This is a genomic window from Pedobacter sp. AW31-3R (genome assembly GCF_052180285.1).
Classification (GTDB): domain Bacteria; phylum Bacteroidota; class Bacteroidia; order Sphingobacteriales; family Sphingobacteriaceae; genus Pedobacter.
Genome location: NZ_CP197475.1, coordinates 2,584,169 through 2,601,285, shown reverse-complemented (window position 1 = coordinate 2,601,285; position 17,117 = coordinate 2,584,169). Strand labels below are relative to the sequence as shown.

Below are 17,117 nucleotides of genomic sequence, written 5' to 3'. Positions count from 1 at the left end.
TATCTTTGGCTCCAAAATTAACTCATTTTAATTTGTCAACCCTTTAAATAATTGTTCAAAAATATAAAAAATGCAGAGTTACTCCGAATTTCTTGATCTAAGTGTAGGTTTTCCGCAGGAAGGCTATAGCGTTATAGACGACGAATTATACTTTCAAGATCTGAATCTAATGGAAATGATTGAAACTTATGGCACGCCATTACGTTTCACTTATCTTCCGATGATAAGCAAAAAGATTCAACAGGCTAAGCTGTTGTTTCAGCAGGCAATCATCAAGAACAATTACCGTGGGGATTATAAATATTGCTATTGTACCAAAAGCTCTCACTTCAAACATATTGTGGAGGAAGCTTTAAAGAATGGTATTCACCTGGAAACATCATCTGCGTTTGATATGCCTATGATTGAAGCCCTGGAGAAAAAAGGTGCCCTTACGAAAGACATCACTGTGATTTGCAACGGATTTAAAACGTATCAGTACAAACAATATATCATCGATATGTTGCACGACGGATATAAGAATATCATCCCTGTACTTGACAATAAAGAGGAATTCAACCTTTTTGATGATGAGGTGGAAATGGATACGCCTTGTAATTTAGGGATCCGTATCGCAGCAGAGGAACAACCCGATTCACAGTTTTATACCTCCCGCCTTGGGGTGCGTATGGAAGACGTGATTGAGTTTTACAACAATAAAATCTCACATAACCCAAACTTCCGCGTTAAATTGCTCCATTTCTTCATTAACTCCGGTATTACGGATTCACCGTACTACTGGAATGAGCTGGAGAAATATGTGACTTTATATTGCAAATTCAAAAAAATCAATCCTGAACTGGATACTTTAGATATTGGTGGCGGTATGCCATTTAAAGATTCACTGGTATTTGATTTTGATTATGAATATATGGTGAACGAAATCGTGAAACGTATCAAAGAGATTTGTGCAGAGCATGACGTGGTAGAACCAGATATCATTACCGAATTCGGAAAATATACTGTAGCCGAAGCTTCAGGCATCCTGTATAAAGTATTGGGCCGGAAACAACAGAACGACCGTGAAAAGTGGCTAATGCTGGACGGATCATTTATTACCAACCTACCTGATGTATGGGCATTGAACCAGAAGTATATTCTTTTACCGGTGAACAACTGGGATGCAGAATATGAAAGGGTCAACCTTGGTGGAATTACCTGCGACGGTCAGGATTATTACAACCAGGAAGCACACATGAACTCTGTATTTATGCCGAAAACACGTAAAGTACAGTATCTTGGTTTCTTTAATACAGGTGCTTACCAGGAAGTGCTGAGCGGATATGGTGGTATCCACCACTGCTTATTGCCGAGTCCGAAACATGTGATTATCCGCCGTAACCGCGATGAAACCTTCAATTTCGAAGTTTTTGGTGAAGAACAAAACAGTAAACAAGTGTTGAAAATCCTGGGTTATACCTAGAATTTCAGCGATCAGCGATTCCTCACAAAGGAGAGCCGCCATAAAATAATAAGAGCCTGCACCATCATTGGGCAGGCTCTTTTTTTAAAGGTCATTTTTCTATCCCCTCCGGAGAACTCAAAAACTCAGAAAAGGATTGATTCTACAAGGCCCCTTAAGATACTTTGATTTCTTTCGATTCTGGCTGTGTATCTAACTTTTTACCAATAGTGATCGTTAAGATCCCATTCAGGTATTCTGCGGCAATTTTATCCGCATCAATTGTCTCAGGTAAATTGAATGATCTCGCAAACGACAGGTAATCAAACTCTTTTCTGGTGTAATTTTTTGCAGTGGCTTCATCAACAGATTTTTTCTCCGCCCAAACAGATAAAGTGTCTTTTTTCAGATTGATCTGGAAATCTTCTTTGACCAAACCAGGTGCAGCCAATTCAATTACATAGTCGCTTTCATTTTCCAGGATATTTACTCCGGGAACTTTGTTTACTGCATAATTTTTATTCAATGCTTCACTAAACAAAGAATCAAATACATTGTTAAAGTAAGGTGCAGTGTTTCTTGTACGATTGTTAAATTTTACTAGTGTCATTGTTATATTCTCCTTTTTATTTTTTATTATCGATTAATTATCAACACTTATTCAACTCTCATACCAACCCATTTTTCTATGATTTTAAAGACATTTTGGCGCACAAAAGAAAAACAAGCAGACAAAAAGGCAGTTCTACCTAGTGATTTATCGGATTTCAAGTACAAAACCGACATAGAAACCCGTTTTGCTGATTTCGATATGATGGGCCATGTGAACAATGCCGTGTATTTTACCTACATGGAAATCGCAAGAACGAAATACTGGAAACAGGCAATTTCATGGGATTGGGAGAAAACAGGGGTGGTGATCGCACAGGCATCACTGGATTATATCATACCCGTATTTCTGAAAGATAAAATTACCATGTATGTCCGCACTGCAAGGATAGGAAATAGTAGCTTTGAACTGGAATATGTATTGGTCAAACGTGAAAATGGGAAAGAACAGATCTGCACCAGGGGCAAATCTGTATGTGTGGCATTTGATTACAGCACAAAAATGCCGATGCCCATCCCCGAAACGGAAAAGACTAAAATGATGACTTTTGAACAGTTAACCCCTTAGAAGATCTTCCCCGGATTGAGAATCCAGTTCGGGTCAAATACCTTTTTGATACTGCGCATCAGGTCCAGATGAATTTCAGTGTACTTGATGGGCATGAATTCTTTCTGAACCAGCCCAATGCCATGTTCTCCGGATATGGTACCTCCCAGCGCAGCAGTAAGGACAAAGAGTTCCTTAATTCCGTCCTTCAGTTTGTTTTTCCAGTCCTCATCACTCATGCCTGCCTTGATGATATTGATATGCAGGTTACCATCACCGGCATGACCGTAACAAACACTTTCAAAACCATAACGACCGCCAATTTCCTTTATTCCATTGATCAGCCGGGGCAACGCCGCCCTTGGCACGACCGTATCTTCTTCCTTATAAACAGAATTGGATTTTACTGATTCGGCCATGGTCCTCCGCATACGCCATAATTCCTCTTTCTGCTGTGCCGTATCGGCAAGCAGCACATCAGTGCAACCAAACTGCTCCAGCACTGCATTTACCTTTTCACAGTCGCGCAAAAGGACATCCATATCATTTCCATCAAACTCAATCATCAGAAATGCATTGACACCATCTTTCAGGTCAAAACGGATATTGTCGAAACGGATGACCCATTCTACTCCCCTGCGTTCCATAAATTCCAGTGCAGATGGGATAATTCCCGCCCTGAATATCGCTGATACTGCTGCACAGGCCTTTTCATTTTCCGGAAAGGAACCCAGCATGACCACACTCAGCTGCGGTTTTGGAATGAGCTTGGTCACAATTTTTGTGACTACCCCAAGCGTGCCTTCCGAACCGATCATCAGTTGCGTAAGGTTATATCCTGAAGCGTATTTCAACGTATTTGCCCCTGTCCAGATGACCGAACCATCAGGCAATACCACTTCCAGGTTTAAAATATATTCCCGAATAGTGCCGTATTTCACTACTCTTGGGCCTCCGGAACCATGGGCAACATTGCCGCCGATGAAACAGGAACCTTTACTGGAAGGATCTACCGGATAAAGCAAACCCTTCTCCGCCACCGCATCCATGAATTCTTCTGTGATTACCCCCGGTTCTACCGTTGCCTGCAGATTCTCCGTGTCTATATCCAGGATGGCCTTAAACTTTTCCATGGAAAGCAATACCCCGCCAAAAACCGGCAATGCCCCACCGCTCAGGCCCGTCCCAGCCCCACGTGGGGTAACCGGAACATGGTGCGCATTACATAGTTTCAGTAAGGCCGACACAGCAGCCGTATCCAAAGGTTTTGCCACCACCTCCGGGTAGTAACGCAGATCTTCTGTTTCATCATGGCTGTAATCTTCCAGTATCGCCAGATCGGTGAAGATATTTTCAGCACCCACCGCAGTTTTTAGCTGTGCAAGCAGATCCTGGTTGATGGGAGTATAGAGTTGGGATATTGGCGTCATGTATTTCTGCTAATTTAAACCTGGTGTTGACTGTACTTTTCAGCATGGTAAGCCAGCTGTACAAAAGAATGGTTGATTTCCCCCGGCATTGGCGGATGCATCTTTTTGATCCCCGTCACTGCAGTGAGCACAAAAGGGTACGCAGAGATCACCCTGTCGAGTATCCGTCTGACTACCGATTCCAGCAATTGCTTGGTGCTGGCCATTTCTTCCCTGATGATGTCATTTAAAACCTCATAATTCACCGTCCGCTGCAGGTCTTCCGTATCTCCTGAAGGATAGAAGGTAACCTCCACACTCACCAGAAATTCTGTACCGGTTACCTGTTCTTCAGGATAGTAACCATGCAGGGCGAAACATTTAACATCTTTGAGCGCAACCGTTTGTACAAACATATAGGGGAATATTGATTAGAATAAGTGTAGATCGATTAGCAAAATTAATTTTTTGATCGGTTTTAACCAGCGATTAGCTGAAATTATTACCTTTGAAACAGCACCGCTTACCATTTACCGCATACACAAAAGCATCTATTGCTGACCAAATATAGGATATACCATGAATAAAACCGGAAAGAAAGACCTTTACGAAGCACCTGATTATTATTTGCTGGATGAGTTATTATCGGAAGAACATCTATTGATCCGCTCTTCGGCACGCGACTGGGTGAAGAAAGAACTGAGTCCTGTAATTGAGGATTATGCCCAGAAAGCAGAATTCCCTGCCCAGCTGATCAAAGGTTTAGGGGAAATCGGTGCATTCGGCCCGACAATCCCGGTGGAGTATGGCGGTGCAGGATTGGATTATATCGCGTATGGTATCCTGATGCAGGAACTGGAACGCGGAGATTCAGGGATCAGGTCTACTGCGTCCGTACAAGGTTCACTGGTGATGTACCCTATTTATACCTATGGTTCCGAAGAGCAGCGTAAAAAATATTTACCCAAACTGGCAACAGGAGAAATCATGGGCTGCTTCGGGTTAACGGAGCCAGACCATGGATCAAATCCGGGCGGCATGGTGACCAATATCAAAGACAATGGCGACCATTATCTGCTCAATGGTGCAAAAATGTGGATTTCCAATGCTCCCTTTGCAGATATTGCCGTGGTATGGGCAAAGGATGAAAGTGGAAAAATCAGAGGACTGGTGGTTGAGCGTGGTATGCAAGGTTTCACGACTCCTGAAACCCATAACAAATGGAGCTTGAGGGCATCTGCTACCGGCGAACTGGTATTTGACAATGTGAAGATTCCCAAAGAAAATATTTTTCCCAATGTGTCCGGACTGAAAGGTCCCCTGGGTTGTTTGAACCAGGCACGTTATGGCATTGCATGGGGAGCATTAGGCGCAGCCATGGATTGTTATGATACTGCCCTTCGTTATTCGAAAGAAAGGATCCAGTTTGGTAAACCCATAGGAGGTTTTCAGCTGCAGCAGAAAAAACTGGCAGAAATGATTACCGAAATCACCAAAGGTCAGCTGCTGGTCTGGCGCCTGGGCGTGCTGAAAAGCGAAAACAGGGCAACGGCAGAACAGATCTCTATGGCCAAAAGGAACAGCGTCGAGATTGCACTGGATATTGCCAGGAATGCACGACAAATGCTCGGCGGAATGGGCATTACCGGCGAATATTCCATCATGCGCCACATGATGAACCTTGAATCTGTGGTGACCTATGAAGGGACACATGATATTCATCTGTTGATTACAGGGATGGATGTGACGGGATTGAATGCGTTTAAATAGTTTACTCTTAAAGAATGGATGGTGTTTAGTTTCAGCATAAGGATGAAAACAATATTCACTGTTAAACACAATATTTTTCTTTAAATACTTAAACAGGACATTTAATTATTATTTTTAGAAACAATAATTAAATTAACGCTTCGACGATGTTTGCCGACTCCCTTAAAAAAGTTTTTTTTGTCGTATTCCTTTTATTTTTTAACAATCTTTTATCGTTCTCCCAACACAAGAATTTTAATATCAGCCGGTCTTTCCCCTCCTGGATAGTTAAAATCAATACTGACGGTGAGAAAGTTAAAGCCAAAGACGTGGTAGATGGTTATTATGCTTCCCTTATGGAAGCGCAGCACCATGTCGAATTACAGGAAAGATTTTCCCACGTATTCAGAGAAATTACCTCAGAGGCCGGTGTCCAAAATGGCTCACAGCTTTCTATTACTTATGATCCTTCCTATCAGAAATTAACCGTTCATAAGGTTACCGTGTGGCGGAATAACCAGCCCATAGATAAGCTGAGCGGTACAAAATTTAAAGTGCTGCAAAATGAAAAGGACCTTTCAAAATTCATCTATAGCGGCACATTTGATGCCTACCTGTTGCTTGATGACATCAGAAAAGGTGACCGCATTGAATATGCCTACACACTGAAAGGAAATAATCCGATATGGGGAGATAAATACAGCGAGGAATTATACTTTGAAGGAGCTTACCGCCATGGTCATTCTTATACCAATATCCTGGTGGATAAAGATAGAAAACTGAAATTCAAAGCCTTCAACTCTGCAGCTGCACCGAAAGTGTCAGATAAAGACGGATTAAAATTGTACGAATGGGAAAGCAAACAAACCAACACTTATCCCAATGCTGATTTCGAGCCATCCTGGTATAATCCTTTTAAACGCACCCAGATCTCAGAATACAATTCCTGGGAAGAAATTGTTGACTGGGGACTGAAGGTCAATGATTATGCAGATTTAAAAACACCTGGGGTAGATAAATTAGCCGAAGAGTTTAAAACAAAGGCCCGCAACAATCCCCTTACATACATGGAACTGGCCGTCCGTTTTGTCCAGGATGAGATCAGGTACATGGGCATAGAGATTGGAGAATATTCACAACGTCCAAACTCACCGGAAAAGGTTCTCCAACAGCGTTATGGCGATTGTAAAGATAAATCTTTGTTACTCGTTTATCTGCTGAAAAAGGCCAATATCCCAGCATACATGGCTTATGTGGACACTTATGAAGGGAAGAAATTAGATGGCTTTTTACCTAGCCCCTTCCTTTTTAACCATGTGGTGGTTATGGTGGACTACCAAAACCAGAAAACATGGATCGACCCGACAATTTCTTACCAGAGAGGCCCTGTTAAAAAACTATATTTTCCTGATTACGGGAAGGCACTGGTCTTAAAAAAAGGCATTAAAAGCCCGGAAAAGGTGATCAGCCCTGCTACCGGAAAACTCATCGCAAACCTCAAATTTAAAGTTGCGGATACCAGCAGCTCAACAAAAACGACACTGGTGATTAAAAGCAGGTACACCGATAATTATGCAGATAATATCAGAAGCCTGATTGCTGATGAAGGAACTGACGGTGTTCAAAAATCTTTCCTTGAATATATCAAATCTTATTACCCGGAGGCAGAAAGCAATGCAGATATTAAGATCAATGACAATGAAAAGGAGAACAGGGTCGAACTCACAGAATCATATGCCATAAGCGATGTATGGATTTTGGAAGAAGAGGAGCAAAAACCGCGCAATTACATCTATTTTTATGGCGATCTGATCTATAATCAGTTGAGAAAGTTAAATATTAAAAACAGGGTTCAACCACTTTCTTTAAAGTATCCTGCAAATCTTGAACAGCATGTCTCCATCGAATTGCCTTATGTACCAGATTTTGGAAATGATTCCTGGAATATGGATAACGATTACTTCTCGTTCGATTTTGATGCTACCCATAAAGACCATGTAATTACACTCAATTATTATTTTAAAAGCCTGAAGGCTGATGTGCCTTCTGAAGAGGTTAAAAAATATATAAAAGACAGCAAGAACACCCGGGAGAAGCTTTCTTTTGCTGTTTTCTATGATGAGCAAAAACCAGGTGGCGACTTAAATTCTTACACAATTATGCTGGCAGTACTGGTGATTATAGTGTCCGGTTTTTTCTTTATGAAGGTTTATCAACAGGAAATGGAATTCGATCTGAAGGCTATCGCAGATGTACTCCCCATTCGCGGGCTGCTGATCATTGTTGCCTTTATGCTTGTTTCTTCCATTATTTATTATCCCTTCCAGCTTAAAGCAACAGGACTCTTCAGCAATGCGGCATGGGATTTTACAGAAAGTCAGAATTTGACTTCCTGTATATTTACAACTGCCGTCTATTTAATTACAATCATAGGGTATGCCATAGATTTCAGCTGGATGATTTTATTGTTCTTTCTTTTCATCAACAGAAGGGAATTGTTACCGGAACAGGCCATAAAAAGCACCATCTTTTCTACGGCTTTGTACGTCCTCGTATACCTTGCGGGATTAATCATCAAAAACATCCAAAACCAGCCAGTTTTCAATTTAAAAGAATTAATAACTATTTTCGTCGGCATTACGTTCTCCATACTTTGGATCCTTTATTTCAAAAGGTCATCCCGGGTGGCGAGAACCTTTGTGTTTACTTATCCGGAATCGTCCTGGAAAAACGCAATACATGAACAGCAAAATACCTTACCACAAAAAGATTAATTCAACAAAATAATGAAAACCTTTAAAAAATATTATTACCTGCCAGCTCCACCGGAAGAAGTCTATCTGGCTATGACTAAAGCACAAAGCATCCAATTGTGGACAGGCGCAGAAGTAGAATTCACAGAAGAAGCCGGTACAGAATTTTCATTTTGGGACGGAGATATTGTAGGAAAAAATATTGAATTCGAGTTTGGCAAAAAAATTGTACAGCAATGGTACTTCGGAGAAGAAAATGAACCTTCAATAGTGACCATTAAATTGCATACAGACAAGAAGGGTACATCCCTGGAGTTTGTACAAACCAATATTCCTGATGAGGATTATGATGATTTTACAAGTGGTATTAATGAACATTATATTGGAGGCTTAGCGGATTTCTTTGAGGAAGAATAAATTCTTTAACCTCATAAACTATGAATCGCACGATTGGATTTCTATTAATCATTATAGGAGCCGCTCTCCTGGCATGGACGGGCTTTACCTATACCAAGAAGGAAAAAATCATTGACGCAGGACCTATACAGGTTTCCGCAGACAGAGAGAAAACGGTAAACTGGCCTCCATATGCAGGTGGTGTAGTGATCCTCGCAGGTATCGTCGTTCTGGCCACCGCCAAAAAACAATAAAAGGTATTTACCCGTCTGGTCTTTAAGGATAAAGAACCAGACCGGTAAATACCTTTTTTATTTGCTTATTTCTCTTTTAAATGCTTATTTCTTCCTGGCGATACACCTGATGACGGATCCCAGGCCATTATGGTATAAACCCTCGCTCAGTTCCACTTCCGTCTCCATCAGTTCCTGAAATTCATAACCTGAAAAATCAGCCTCCAGCTCTTCCATGGAGAATAAGGATGCGATATCTTTCGGCCCTCCAACATTTTCATTTCTGGAAAGATAGTCGATGTGCTTTTTACTGAAAGCTTCAAAAATGATGATTCCACCTTTACGCAGATATTTATCCAGTGCCTGGTGGCACAAAGATTTGATCGCTGCCGGAAAATGGGCATAAATCAAAGCAATCACATCAAACTGTTCCTTCGCAAATCCTAAGGTTTCCAGTTCACCAACCCGGTAGTCAATTTCCACACCACGGGCCTCCGCCAGCTTCATTGCCTTATTTTTTCCTTCAGTACTGATGTCAAATGCAGCCACTTCCCAGCCAAGGCTGGCAGCAAATACGGCATTCCTCCCCTCACCTTCCGCAGCAAATAGGATTTTTCCCTGGGATATTTTCGTCAGCTGTTCTTTGAGGTAATGGTTAGGTGCCGTCCCGTAAGCAAATGCTTCGCCACTGTACCTTTCCTCCCACCTGTTTAACCATGCATCTTCTGCCATATACGTTATAAGATTACTTCCTTTAATTTTCTTCGCTGAAGACTACCGAAACGTTCTCACGCAGGTTATAATGTGAAGCCATCACTTCTCCGTAAGCACCCGTACTCCTTATCGCAATCAGGTCACCTCTCAGGGTTTCCTGTAAGGCGACTTCTTTGCCAAAGCAATCGGTACTTTCGCAAATCGGCCCTACCACATCATATTTGAAGTTGACCTCCTGCCCTTTCTTGCTGATATTCTCAATCTGATGGTAAGCCTGGTAAAGTGCCGGGCGCATCAGTTCGGTCATCCCCGCATCCAGGATAATGAAATTTTTCTTCTTGCCATTCTTCACATACAGAACTTTACTGATTAAGGAAGATGACTGCCCGACCAATGCCCTACCGAGTTCAAAATGTACTTCCTGGTTGGAACGCACGTCAAGAAAATCATTAAAAATCTTGAAATAGGCTTCGAAATCCGGAATTTGCTGGTCGGGGTTATGGTAATCAATTCCCAGTCCACCACCTACATTCAGGACGCGCACTAAATATCCGCGCTCTTCAAACCATTGTGCAAATTCGTTTACACGCACACATAGATTTTTGTACACATCCAGGTTGGTAATCTGTGAACCGATATGGAAATGGATCCCTACAAACTCCAGTGCAGTACATTTCTTCAGCATCTCCGCACAGGCAGGCAAATCCCATGAATTCACACCGAATTTATTCTCATCCAGTCCGGTCGTGATGTTATGGTGGGTATGTGCATCCACATTCGGATTGATCCGGATGGCCACTTTCACTTTTTTACCCTTTTGAAGGGCCAGTTCATTGATGACCTCCAGTTCCTGCACAGATTCCACATTAAAGCAGAAAATATCCTGATCCAGAGCATAGTTAATCTCCCTGTCCGATTTACCAACTCCGGCAAAAACGACCTGACCGGCAGAAAAACCCATTTCTATGGCTTTCTTTACTTCATTACCACTTACACAATCCGCACCAAAACCCGTTTCCCTGATTTTCTTTAACAGTGTATCATTGAAGTTTGCTTTCATGGCATAATGCACATGAAAATGGTAAACTTTTGCCGCAGCAGCACAGGAAGACAAGGTCTCCTGTAATAAACTGAGGTCATAATAATAAAAAGGTGTTTCTAATTGTGCAAATTGCGCTATATCTTTGTTAGAAAACATAATGTTTAAATATCTTATAATATTTTTTATAGTTGGAATGGTATTAATTTACATGGGCAACTACTTCGACCTCCAGCGGAATAAAATCAGCCAGAAGGAATATGACAGAAGAAGCAGGCTCTCCATCCTTCTCCTGTTTATCATTATCGCTGTCCTTGCCTATCTAAAAAGAAAGTAAACCGCTTTAAGTATCCATTTTTCAAATCAACAGAAATACTTAAAGCGTTTCCCCTTATTCAAAAATACGGTTATGCAAACTTCTTAATGCTTCCGTTTTATCCTCTGTATTGATCAGCAGGGAGATATTATAGTTACTTCCACCATAAGAGATCATCCGTACAGGAAGATGTTTAATAGAATCCAGCACGCGGGAAGCAAAACCATGTTTCTCTGCACCGAAATCACCTACCACACAGATAATCGACTGGTCCTTATCAATTTCCACACTTCCGAAAGCATGCAGTTCCTCTATGATCTGATCCAGGTTATCGATATAATCGATGGTGAGGGATACGGCTACTTCAGAGGTAGTGATCATATCGATTGGCGTTTTATAACGCTCAAAAATTTCAAATACCCTTCTCAGGAAACCGTAAGCCAGCAACATGCGGCTCGATTGTATTTTAATGGCAGTAATACCATCCTTAGCGGCGATAGACTTGATCTTTCCTTTTTCACTTTCTGTGGAAATCAGGGTTCCCAAAGCTGCTGGTTCCATGGTATTCAACAGACGTACCGGGATTTTGTATTTCTGGGCAGGGAACACCGATTGCGGATGCAGGATCTTTGCACCGAAGTAGGCAAGCTCTGCAGCTTCATCAAATGATAAATGTGAAATCGGTTTGGTGCCCTTCACAATCCGCGGATCATTGTTGTGCATCCCATCAATATCTGTCCAGATCTGTACTTCCTCAGCCATAATAGCCGCCCCTAACAATGATGCCGTATAATCGCTGCCACCACGTCTCAGGTTATCTACCTCGCCAAAGCTGTTCCGGCAAATGAAACCCTGGGTAATGAATAATTTATTACCCGGATGTGCAGCCAGGATAGGCTGTAAATGCGCCGTTGTGTAAGGGATATCAGGCTCATTGTCTTCATCCGTCTTCATGAAATCCAATGCCGGCAATAGAACCGAAGGCACGCCAATCGATTTTAAATAGATATGGTACAAAGTAGTCGACAACAGTTCTCCCTGTGCCAGTACCACTTTATCCTCTATTGGGGTAAAGATATCATTGGCCAGGGTCGACAGAAAACCGAAATAATAATCGACTACTTCCTGTCCCTGTGCCCTGAATTCTTCTTCAGGTAACAGTTCAGCCACAAAATCATTGTATTTTTCATTCAGGGCGTTAATTAAAATTAACGCCCCCTGTTTATCTTCCTTTAAAAGTTTGCCTGAAATCTCTACTAAACTATTTGTTGTACCAGACACGGCTGATAAAACTACAATTTGTTCTTCTGCAGGATCAATAATATCCAGCAATTTGGTCATCCGTTCAGGGCTTCCAACGGAAGTCCCGCCAAACTTTAATATCTTCATTTTTTTCTGTATTGTTTAATTATTGTTTATGGTTCTGGTTTTTATGCCCGGAATAAAATAATATCTGGAACCAGGGATAAAACCCAAGGTAAAATTTATTTCAGACAGGTGTTCCTAATTCAAATTATTTGGTATATAATTGTATTGGGGCGTGAAATTAAAGAAAACGCGCCTAATAATTATAATATCAGCAAAATAAAATAACGGCACTGGCTTTTTTTATTCAATGGCCAAACATGCCGCCGTTTTTATTGTTGAACAAAACAGTAAATCAAAATACTCAAATATCTCATGCAATTAGAAGCCTCAACACTCAGTACCATCAATGAATGGCTGAACGGAAATTACGATCAGCAAACCAAACAGGAAATACAGGATTTGATGGACAAAGAAGCAGTCACAGAACTCACAGACTCCTTCTACAGAAGTTTAGAATTCGGTACAGGTGGATTACGCGGCATTATGGGTGCCGGATCTAACAGAATCAATAAGTACACGATTGGTACAGCCACACAAGGCTTGTCAAACTACTTGTTAAACAAATATCCGGGAGAAGAAATTAAAGTGGCAATTGCCCATGACAGCAGGAACAACTCCGATTATTTTGCTAAAATTACTGCCGATGTATTTTCTGCAAATGGTATTTATGTATATTTCTTTTCCGCCTTACGCCCTACACCGGAACTCTCTTTCGCAGTAAGGCACCTGGGCTGCCGCAGCGGTGTGATGCTGACGGCTTCACACAACCCTAAGGAATATAACGGTTATAAAGCATATGGTGCAGATGGCGGACAGTTTACTTCTCCGGATGATCAGCTTGTGATGGATGAAGTTGCAAAGATCAGCAGCATCGATGAAGTTAAATTCGACCGTGTCGATAGCCATGTTGAACTGATCGGGGAAGAAATTGACCAGTTGTATCTTGACCAGATCACCGCACTTTCTGTTTCTCCTGAAGCGATTGCAAGACAAAAGGACTTAAAGATCGTTTTCTCTCCTATCCACGGAACAGGAATTACCCTGGTTCCAAAAGCACTGGAACAGTTTGGTTTTGAAAACCTGACCCTGGTGGAAGAGCAGAGCATACCCGATGGTAATTTCCCTACGGTAGTGTATCCGAACCCCGAAGAAAAAGAAGCGCTTACCCTTGCCCTGAATAAAGCCAGGGAAATTGATGCCGACCTGGTTCTGGCTACAGATCCGGATGCCGACAGGGTAGGTATTGCCGTTAAGAATAATGATGGTGAATTCGTCCTGTTAAATGGAAACCAGACTGGTAGTCTGCTGATCAATTACCTGCTTACCGCATGGGAAGAGAAAGGTAAACTGGATGGCGACCAGTATATTGTGAAAACAATCGTGACTTCTAACCTGATTGAAGCTATTGCTGACGCAAAAAATGTAAAATATTATAACACCCTGACCGGATTCAAATACATTGGTCAGCTGATCACCAGCCTGCAAGGCAAAAAAACCTTTATCGGCGGTGGTGAGGAAAGTTATGGTTACCTGATTGGTGAACTGGTAAGGGATAAAGATGCCGTGGTGTCCTGTGCATTTATCGCAGAAATGACCGCATTCTACAAAGATAAAGGCAGCAGCTTATACGATGCCCTGCTGAACATGTATGTAGAATACGGCCTGTATAAAGAAGAACTGGTGTCTTTGACTAAAAAAGGAAAAACCGGTGCCGAAGAAATCAAAGCCATGATGGTTAAATTCAGGGAAAACCCTCCATTGACGCTGGGTGGATCTCCAGTGAAAACCTTAAAGGATTATGAATTGGGCGAAGAAACAGACCTGATCACTAAAGAGAAGACAAAACTTGATTTCCCTACATCTGACGTGCTTCAGTTTATTACTGAGGACGGAAGTATCATTTCTGCACGTCCTTCAGGTACAGAGCCTAAAATCAAGTTCTACTGCAGTGTAAATGCACCATTGGCAAGCAAAGAAGAATTTGCAGCAGCAGATGCAGCACTTGGCGCCAAAATAAAATCATTGATGGAAGATTTACAGGCCTAACCGCTGTAGGAAAATCACCTTCCAAAAAAAGAGGCCTTCCAAATGATTTCGGAAGGCCTTCTTTTTGCACCTATATTACCTACATACTTGCCTGATTCATAAAGCGTTTTTGCAAACGCTGATTAAATTTAATTAAAAAATCAGTAAAAACAAATTTTAACCGATTTTCTTTATCCACAACAAAACCTGCGCCAAAACTACCGTTCAATAAACTCTGCCGACAGAATAATTTTCTGGGGATCAGGCTTTTTCTCAAAGGAGTCCACCAGCGCCAATTCCTTTAACATTAAACTGATGATGTGATCAGCAATATCCTCTACCGGCTGGTTAACCACACTGATGGGAGGAGAATGCAGGCTGAAAACATCATGGTCATCATAAGCAATCATCTGGAAATGATCATCAATGGTCTTGCCCATTTCTCTGAAGCAGAACAAGCCCCTTACGGCAAGGTAATTGGTGGAAAATATTACCGCATCTATTTCTTTATTCTTCTTGAAAAATTTCTTCAGGCTGTTCGTTGTCTGTTTCGCGGTATTGGTAAATGGGATCTCAATGCGCAATTTTTCCAGCGGTTCCATCTGGTAATCCCGCAAGGCCTGCTCATAGCCCTTTAACCGGTCTTTCATCTGCTCTACATCAATATCAACGGTGACAAAGGCAATTTTCTTTTTCAACCTACGGATGAGGTATTCAGTGGCCATATAGCTCCCACCCAGATTGTCTATCATCACACAATTCGTATTCAGGGTATGGAGGTTCCTGTCAAATAAGACAACCGGGATCTTCTCCGCAATCAAAGCCTTGATATCGTCCTCCATACCAGCCATGGGTGCAATAATGTAACCATCTACCTGCCTTGATTTAAACATATTGAACAAGCCTTTGGCTTTGTCTATATCATTTTCTGTGCTGGAATAGATGATCTTATAGCCGTGTTTGTAAGCCCTGTCTTCAATCAGCCTCGCTATGGAAGCGAAAAATGGATTGGAGATGTCCTCCACAATCAGGCCCAAAGTTTTGGAATTTCCTGTACGCAGGCTTCGCGCTACCTGGTTAGGCCTGAACCCTACCTCCTGAATAATGCTGTTCACCTTCGCAATCATCTTCTGGCTGATCCGCATTTTCTCTGCCTTGCCATTCAAAATAAAAGATACAGTCGTAATCGATACATTTGCCTTGCTGGCAATATCTTTTATGGAAAGAGGTTTCATCCGTTTATTTTATTTTATCCTGCAGCAACAACATGCTGCAAGTGTGTCAATTATAATTCTGTCAGGCAAGCTAGAAAATTAAAATCTAATTATAAAACAGTCTGCACTGTCTGATCCTTAATTATTTTTGCATGAGTTTATATTTATTTTTTTGAGTAGATACCAGGGTGTATTTTTTGCCAACAAGCCCTGTAAATTCTGGTTGGTGATGCCAATTGCAGCGGTCTGTCCATAATATTCTGCCATCAATATCATTTAAAAGCGTAAATTTGTTCTACATCTGTTCATAAATTATGGCATACATTGATTATTATAAAGTTCTGGGGGTAGACAAAAATGCATCCCAGGAAGATATTAAAAAAGCATACAGAAAACTGGCAAGAAAATACCATCCTGATCTAAATCCAAATGACCAGGAAGCGAATAAAATGTTTCAGCAGATCAACGAAGCAAATGAAGCGCTGAGTGATCCGGAGAAACGAAAAAAATATGATGAATACGGAGAAAACTGGAAACATGCAGACCAGGCGCAGTCACGTAATCCTTTTAACGGCGGTGGCTTCGGCGGCGGCCGCGGTTACAGCGGTGGTGGAGGTGGCTTCGGAGGCGGTGATTTCTCAGATTTCTTTGAATCTATGTTTGGTGGTGGTGGCCGTTCCAGGGGCAGTTCCCGTTTCAAGGGACAGGATTTACAGACCGAGCTGAACATTTCCCTCAGGGATGCTGCTGTTCAACACAAACGAACCATTACCGTAAACGGTAAGAACTTAAGGATCACCATTCCAGGTGGAATTGCCAACGGACAAGTGATTAAATTGAAAGGCCAGGGAGGATCAGGAGTAAATGGTGGTGCAGACGGTGATCTTTTTATTACCATAATCATTGCTGAAGACCCTATATTCAAAAGGCAGAATGACCACTTGTATGAAGACCAGGAAATTGACTTGTACACCGCGGTTCTCGGCGGGGAAGCTACCATCAATACACTTGATGGCAAAGTGAAGCTTAAAGTCCCGGCCGGGACTCAAAACGGAACCAAGATCCGTTTAAAGGGCAAAGGTTTTCCTGTATACCAGAAGGATGGCCTGTTTGGCGATCTCTTCTTGACTTATATTGTTAAAATACCAGCCTCCTTATCTGATGCTCAGCGAAAATTATTCCGGGAATTAAGAGATTTAGCAGGATAACCACAGATACATACAGTCCTGTCTATAAACCGAAGCGAAGGCCAGTCCCCCTGTCCTTCGCTTCGGTTCATATTTAAATTGCAGTCTCCATATCCC

General features: G+C 41.8%; 16 protein-coding genes. 9 read left to right on the top strand and 7 right to left on the bottom strand.

The genetic code is table 11. From position 1 onward, the window contains the following. The first annotated feature begins 70 nt into the window (after positions 1-70). Positions 71-1,462, top strand: coding sequence for an arginine decarboxylase (locus ACSBL2_RS10700; RefSeq protein WP_442591683.1), 1,392 nt, complete (start codon positions 71-73; stop codon positions 1,460-1,462). Between the two features lie 154 nt (positions 1,463-1,616). On the opposite strand, the gene ACSBL2_RS10695 is transcribed toward ACSBL2_RS10700, so the two are convergent. Continuing rightward, the gene (locus ACSBL2_RS10695) at positions 1,617-2,051 is read right to left on the bottom strand and encodes an Hsp20/alpha crystallin family protein (RefSeq protein ID WP_442591682.1); all 435 of its coding nucleotides are present in this window, start codon (positions 2,049-2,051) and stop codon (positions 1,617-1,619) included. Positions 2,052-2,129: 78 nt separating this feature from the next. Here ACSBL2_RS10695 and ACSBL2_RS10690 point away from each other — a divergent pair, with 78 nt between their 5' ends. Then, on the top strand, positions 2,130-2,618 hold the full coding sequence (locus ACSBL2_RS10690) for an acyl-CoA thioesterase (protein WP_442591681.1): 489 nt from the start codon (positions 2,130-2,132) through the stop codon (positions 2,616-2,618). Here ACSBL2_RS10690 and ACSBL2_RS10685 read toward each other — a convergent pair. Continuing rightward, the gene (locus tag ACSBL2_RS10685; RefSeq protein WP_442591680.1) at positions 2,615-4,027 is read right to left on the bottom strand and encodes an FAD-binding oxidoreductase; all 1,413 of its coding nucleotides are present in this window, start codon (positions 4,025-4,027) and stop codon (positions 2,615-2,617) included. The genes ACSBL2_RS10690 and ACSBL2_RS10685 overlap by 4 nt on opposite strands. 14 nt (positions 4,028-4,041) lie before the next feature. Continuing rightward, complete coding sequence (locus ACSBL2_RS10680; protein ID WP_442591679.1) at positions 4,042-4,422, bottom strand: dihydroneopterin aldolase; 381 nt, start codon at positions 4,420-4,422, stop codon at positions 4,042-4,044. A gap of 163 nt (positions 4,423-4,585) precedes the next feature. On the opposite strand from ACSBL2_RS10680, the gene ACSBL2_RS10675 reads away from it, so the two are divergent. From ACSBL2_RS10675 to ACSBL2_RS10660, 4 genes are all read left to right on the top strand, one after another. Continuing rightward, positions 4,586-5,776, top strand: a complete 1,191-nt coding sequence (locus ACSBL2_RS10675; protein ID WP_442591678.1) for an acyl-CoA dehydrogenase family protein — start codon at positions 4,586-4,588, stop codon at positions 5,774-5,776. A gap of 146 nt (positions 5,777-5,922) precedes the next feature. Next, positions 5,923-8,529: a DUF3857 domain-containing protein gene (locus ACSBL2_RS10670; protein WP_442591677.1), complete on the top strand. Its 2,607-nt coding sequence runs from the start codon at positions 5,923-5,925 to the stop codon at positions 8,527-8,529. Positions 8,530-8,541: 12 nt separating this feature from the next. After that, the gene (locus tag ACSBL2_RS10665) at positions 8,542-8,925 is read left to right on the top strand and encodes an SRPBCC domain-containing protein (RefSeq protein ID WP_442591676.1); all 384 of its coding nucleotides are present in this window, start codon (positions 8,542-8,544) and stop codon (positions 8,923-8,925) included. Positions 8,926-8,945: 20 nt separating this feature from the next. Then, entirely contained in the window at positions 8,946-9,158 is a 213-nt protein-coding gene (locus ACSBL2_RS10660) for a hypothetical protein (protein WP_442591675.1), read from the top strand. A gap of 84 nt (positions 9,159-9,242) precedes the next feature. Here the strand turns inward: ACSBL2_RS10660 and ACSBL2_RS10655 are convergent, their stop codons facing one another. Further along, positions 9,243-9,869 (bottom strand): class I SAM-dependent methyltransferase, encoded by a 627-nt coding sequence (locus ACSBL2_RS10655; RefSeq protein WP_442591674.1) that lies wholly within the window; start codon positions 9,867-9,869, stop codon positions 9,243-9,245. A 22-nt stretch (positions 9,870-9,891) separates the two neighbouring features. Beyond that, a complete protein-coding gene (gene lysA / locus ACSBL2_RS10650; protein WP_442591673.1) occupies positions 9,892-11,049 on the bottom strand; it encodes a diaminopimelate decarboxylase in 1,158 nt (385 codons plus the stop codon). 37 nt (positions 11,050-11,086) lie between these two features. On the opposite strand from lysA, the gene ACSBL2_RS10645 reads away from it, so the two are divergent. Beyond that, positions 11,087-11,227, top strand: a complete 141-nt coding sequence (locus ACSBL2_RS10645) for a hypothetical protein (RefSeq protein ID WP_442591672.1) — start codon at positions 11,087-11,089, stop codon at positions 11,225-11,227. 54 nt (positions 11,228-11,281) lie between these two features. On the opposite strand, the gene ACSBL2_RS10640 is transcribed toward ACSBL2_RS10645, so the two are convergent. Then, positions 11,282-12,595, bottom strand: a complete 1,314-nt coding sequence (locus ACSBL2_RS10640) for an aspartate kinase (RefSeq protein ID WP_442591671.1) — start codon at positions 12,593-12,595, stop codon at positions 11,282-11,284. Positions 12,596-12,886: 291 nt separating this feature from the next. Between ACSBL2_RS10640 and ACSBL2_RS10635 the strand changes: the two genes are divergently transcribed. Next, complete coding sequence (locus ACSBL2_RS10635) at positions 12,887-14,620, top strand: phospho-sugar mutase (RefSeq protein ID WP_442591670.1); 1,734 nt, start codon at positions 12,887-12,889, stop codon at positions 14,618-14,620. 197 nt (positions 14,621-14,817) lie between these two features. Here the strand turns inward: ACSBL2_RS10635 and ACSBL2_RS10630 are convergent, their stop codons facing one another. Then, the gene (locus tag ACSBL2_RS10630) at positions 14,818-15,834 is read right to left on the bottom strand and encodes a LacI family DNA-binding transcriptional regulator (RefSeq protein ID WP_442591669.1); all 1,017 of its coding nucleotides are present in this window, start codon (positions 15,832-15,834) and stop codon (positions 14,818-14,820) included. 293 nt (positions 15,835-16,127) lie between these two features. Between ACSBL2_RS10630 and ACSBL2_RS10625 the strand changes: the two genes are divergently transcribed. Further along, positions 16,128-17,021, top strand: a complete 894-nt coding sequence (locus ACSBL2_RS10625; protein ID WP_442591668.1) for a DnaJ C-terminal domain-containing protein — start codon at positions 16,128-16,130, stop codon at positions 17,019-17,021. Positions 17,022-17,117 lie beyond the last annotated feature (96 nt).

Bases quoted from the DNA above. Each gene is read 5' to 3' on its own strand.
- ACSBL2_RS10625 (WP_442591668.1), top strand. From the start codon at position 16,128: ATGGCATACATTGATTATTATAAAGTTCTGGGGGTAGACAAAAATGCA.
- ACSBL2_RS10675 (WP_442591678.1), top strand. From the start codon at position 4,586: ATGAATAAAACCGGAAAGAAAGACCTTTACGAAGCACCTGATTATTAT.
- ACSBL2_RS10680 (WP_442591679.1), bottom strand. From the start codon at position 4,422: ATGTTTGTACAAACGGTTGCGCTCAAAGATGTTAAATGTTTCGCCCTG.
- ACSBL2_RS10630 (WP_442591669.1), bottom strand. From the start codon at position 15,834: ATGAAACCTCTTTCCATAAAAGATATTGCCAGCAAGGCAAATGTATCG.
- ACSBL2_RS10645 (WP_442591672.1), top strand. From the start codon at position 11,087: ATGGTATTAATTTACATGGGCAACTACTTCGACCTCCAGCGGAATAAA.
- ACSBL2_RS10665 (WP_442591676.1), top strand. From the start codon at position 8,542: ATGAAAACCTTTAAAAAATATTATTACCTGCCAGCTCCACCGGAAGAA.
- lysA (WP_442591673.1), bottom strand. From the start codon at position 11,049: ATGTTTTCTAACAAAGATATAGCGCAATTTGCACAATTAGAAACACCT.
- ACSBL2_RS10670 (WP_442591677.1), top strand. From the start codon at position 5,923: ATGTTTGCCGACTCCCTTAAAAAAGTTTTTTTTGTCGTATTCCTTTTA.
- ACSBL2_RS10640 (WP_442591671.1), bottom strand. From the start codon at position 12,595: ATGAAGATATTAAAGTTTGGCGGGACTTCCGTTGGAAGCCCTGAACGG.
- ACSBL2_RS10700 (WP_442591683.1), top strand. From the start codon at position 71: ATGCAGAGTTACTCCGAATTTCTTGATCTAAGTGTAGGTTTTCCGCAG.
- ACSBL2_RS10660 (WP_442591675.1), top strand. From the start codon at position 8,946: ATGAATCGCACGATTGGATTTCTATTAATCATTATAGGAGCCGCTCTC.
- ACSBL2_RS10690 (WP_442591681.1), top strand. From the start codon at position 2,130: ATGATTTTAAAGACATTTTGGCGCACAAAAGAAAAACAAGCAGACAAA.
- ACSBL2_RS10635 (WP_442591670.1), top strand. From the start codon at position 12,887: ATGCAATTAGAAGCCTCAACACTCAGTACCATCAATGAATGGCTGAAC.
- ACSBL2_RS10685 (WP_442591680.1), bottom strand. From the start codon at position 4,027: ATGACGCCAATATCCCAACTCTATACTCCCATCAACCAGGATCTGCTT.
- ACSBL2_RS10655 (WP_442591674.1), bottom strand. From the start codon at position 9,869: ATGGCAGAAGATGCATGGTTAAACAGGTGGGAGGAAAGGTACAGTGGC.
- ACSBL2_RS10695 (WP_442591682.1), bottom strand. From the start codon at position 2,051: ATGACACTAGTAAAATTTAACAATCGTACAAGAAACACTGCACCTTAC.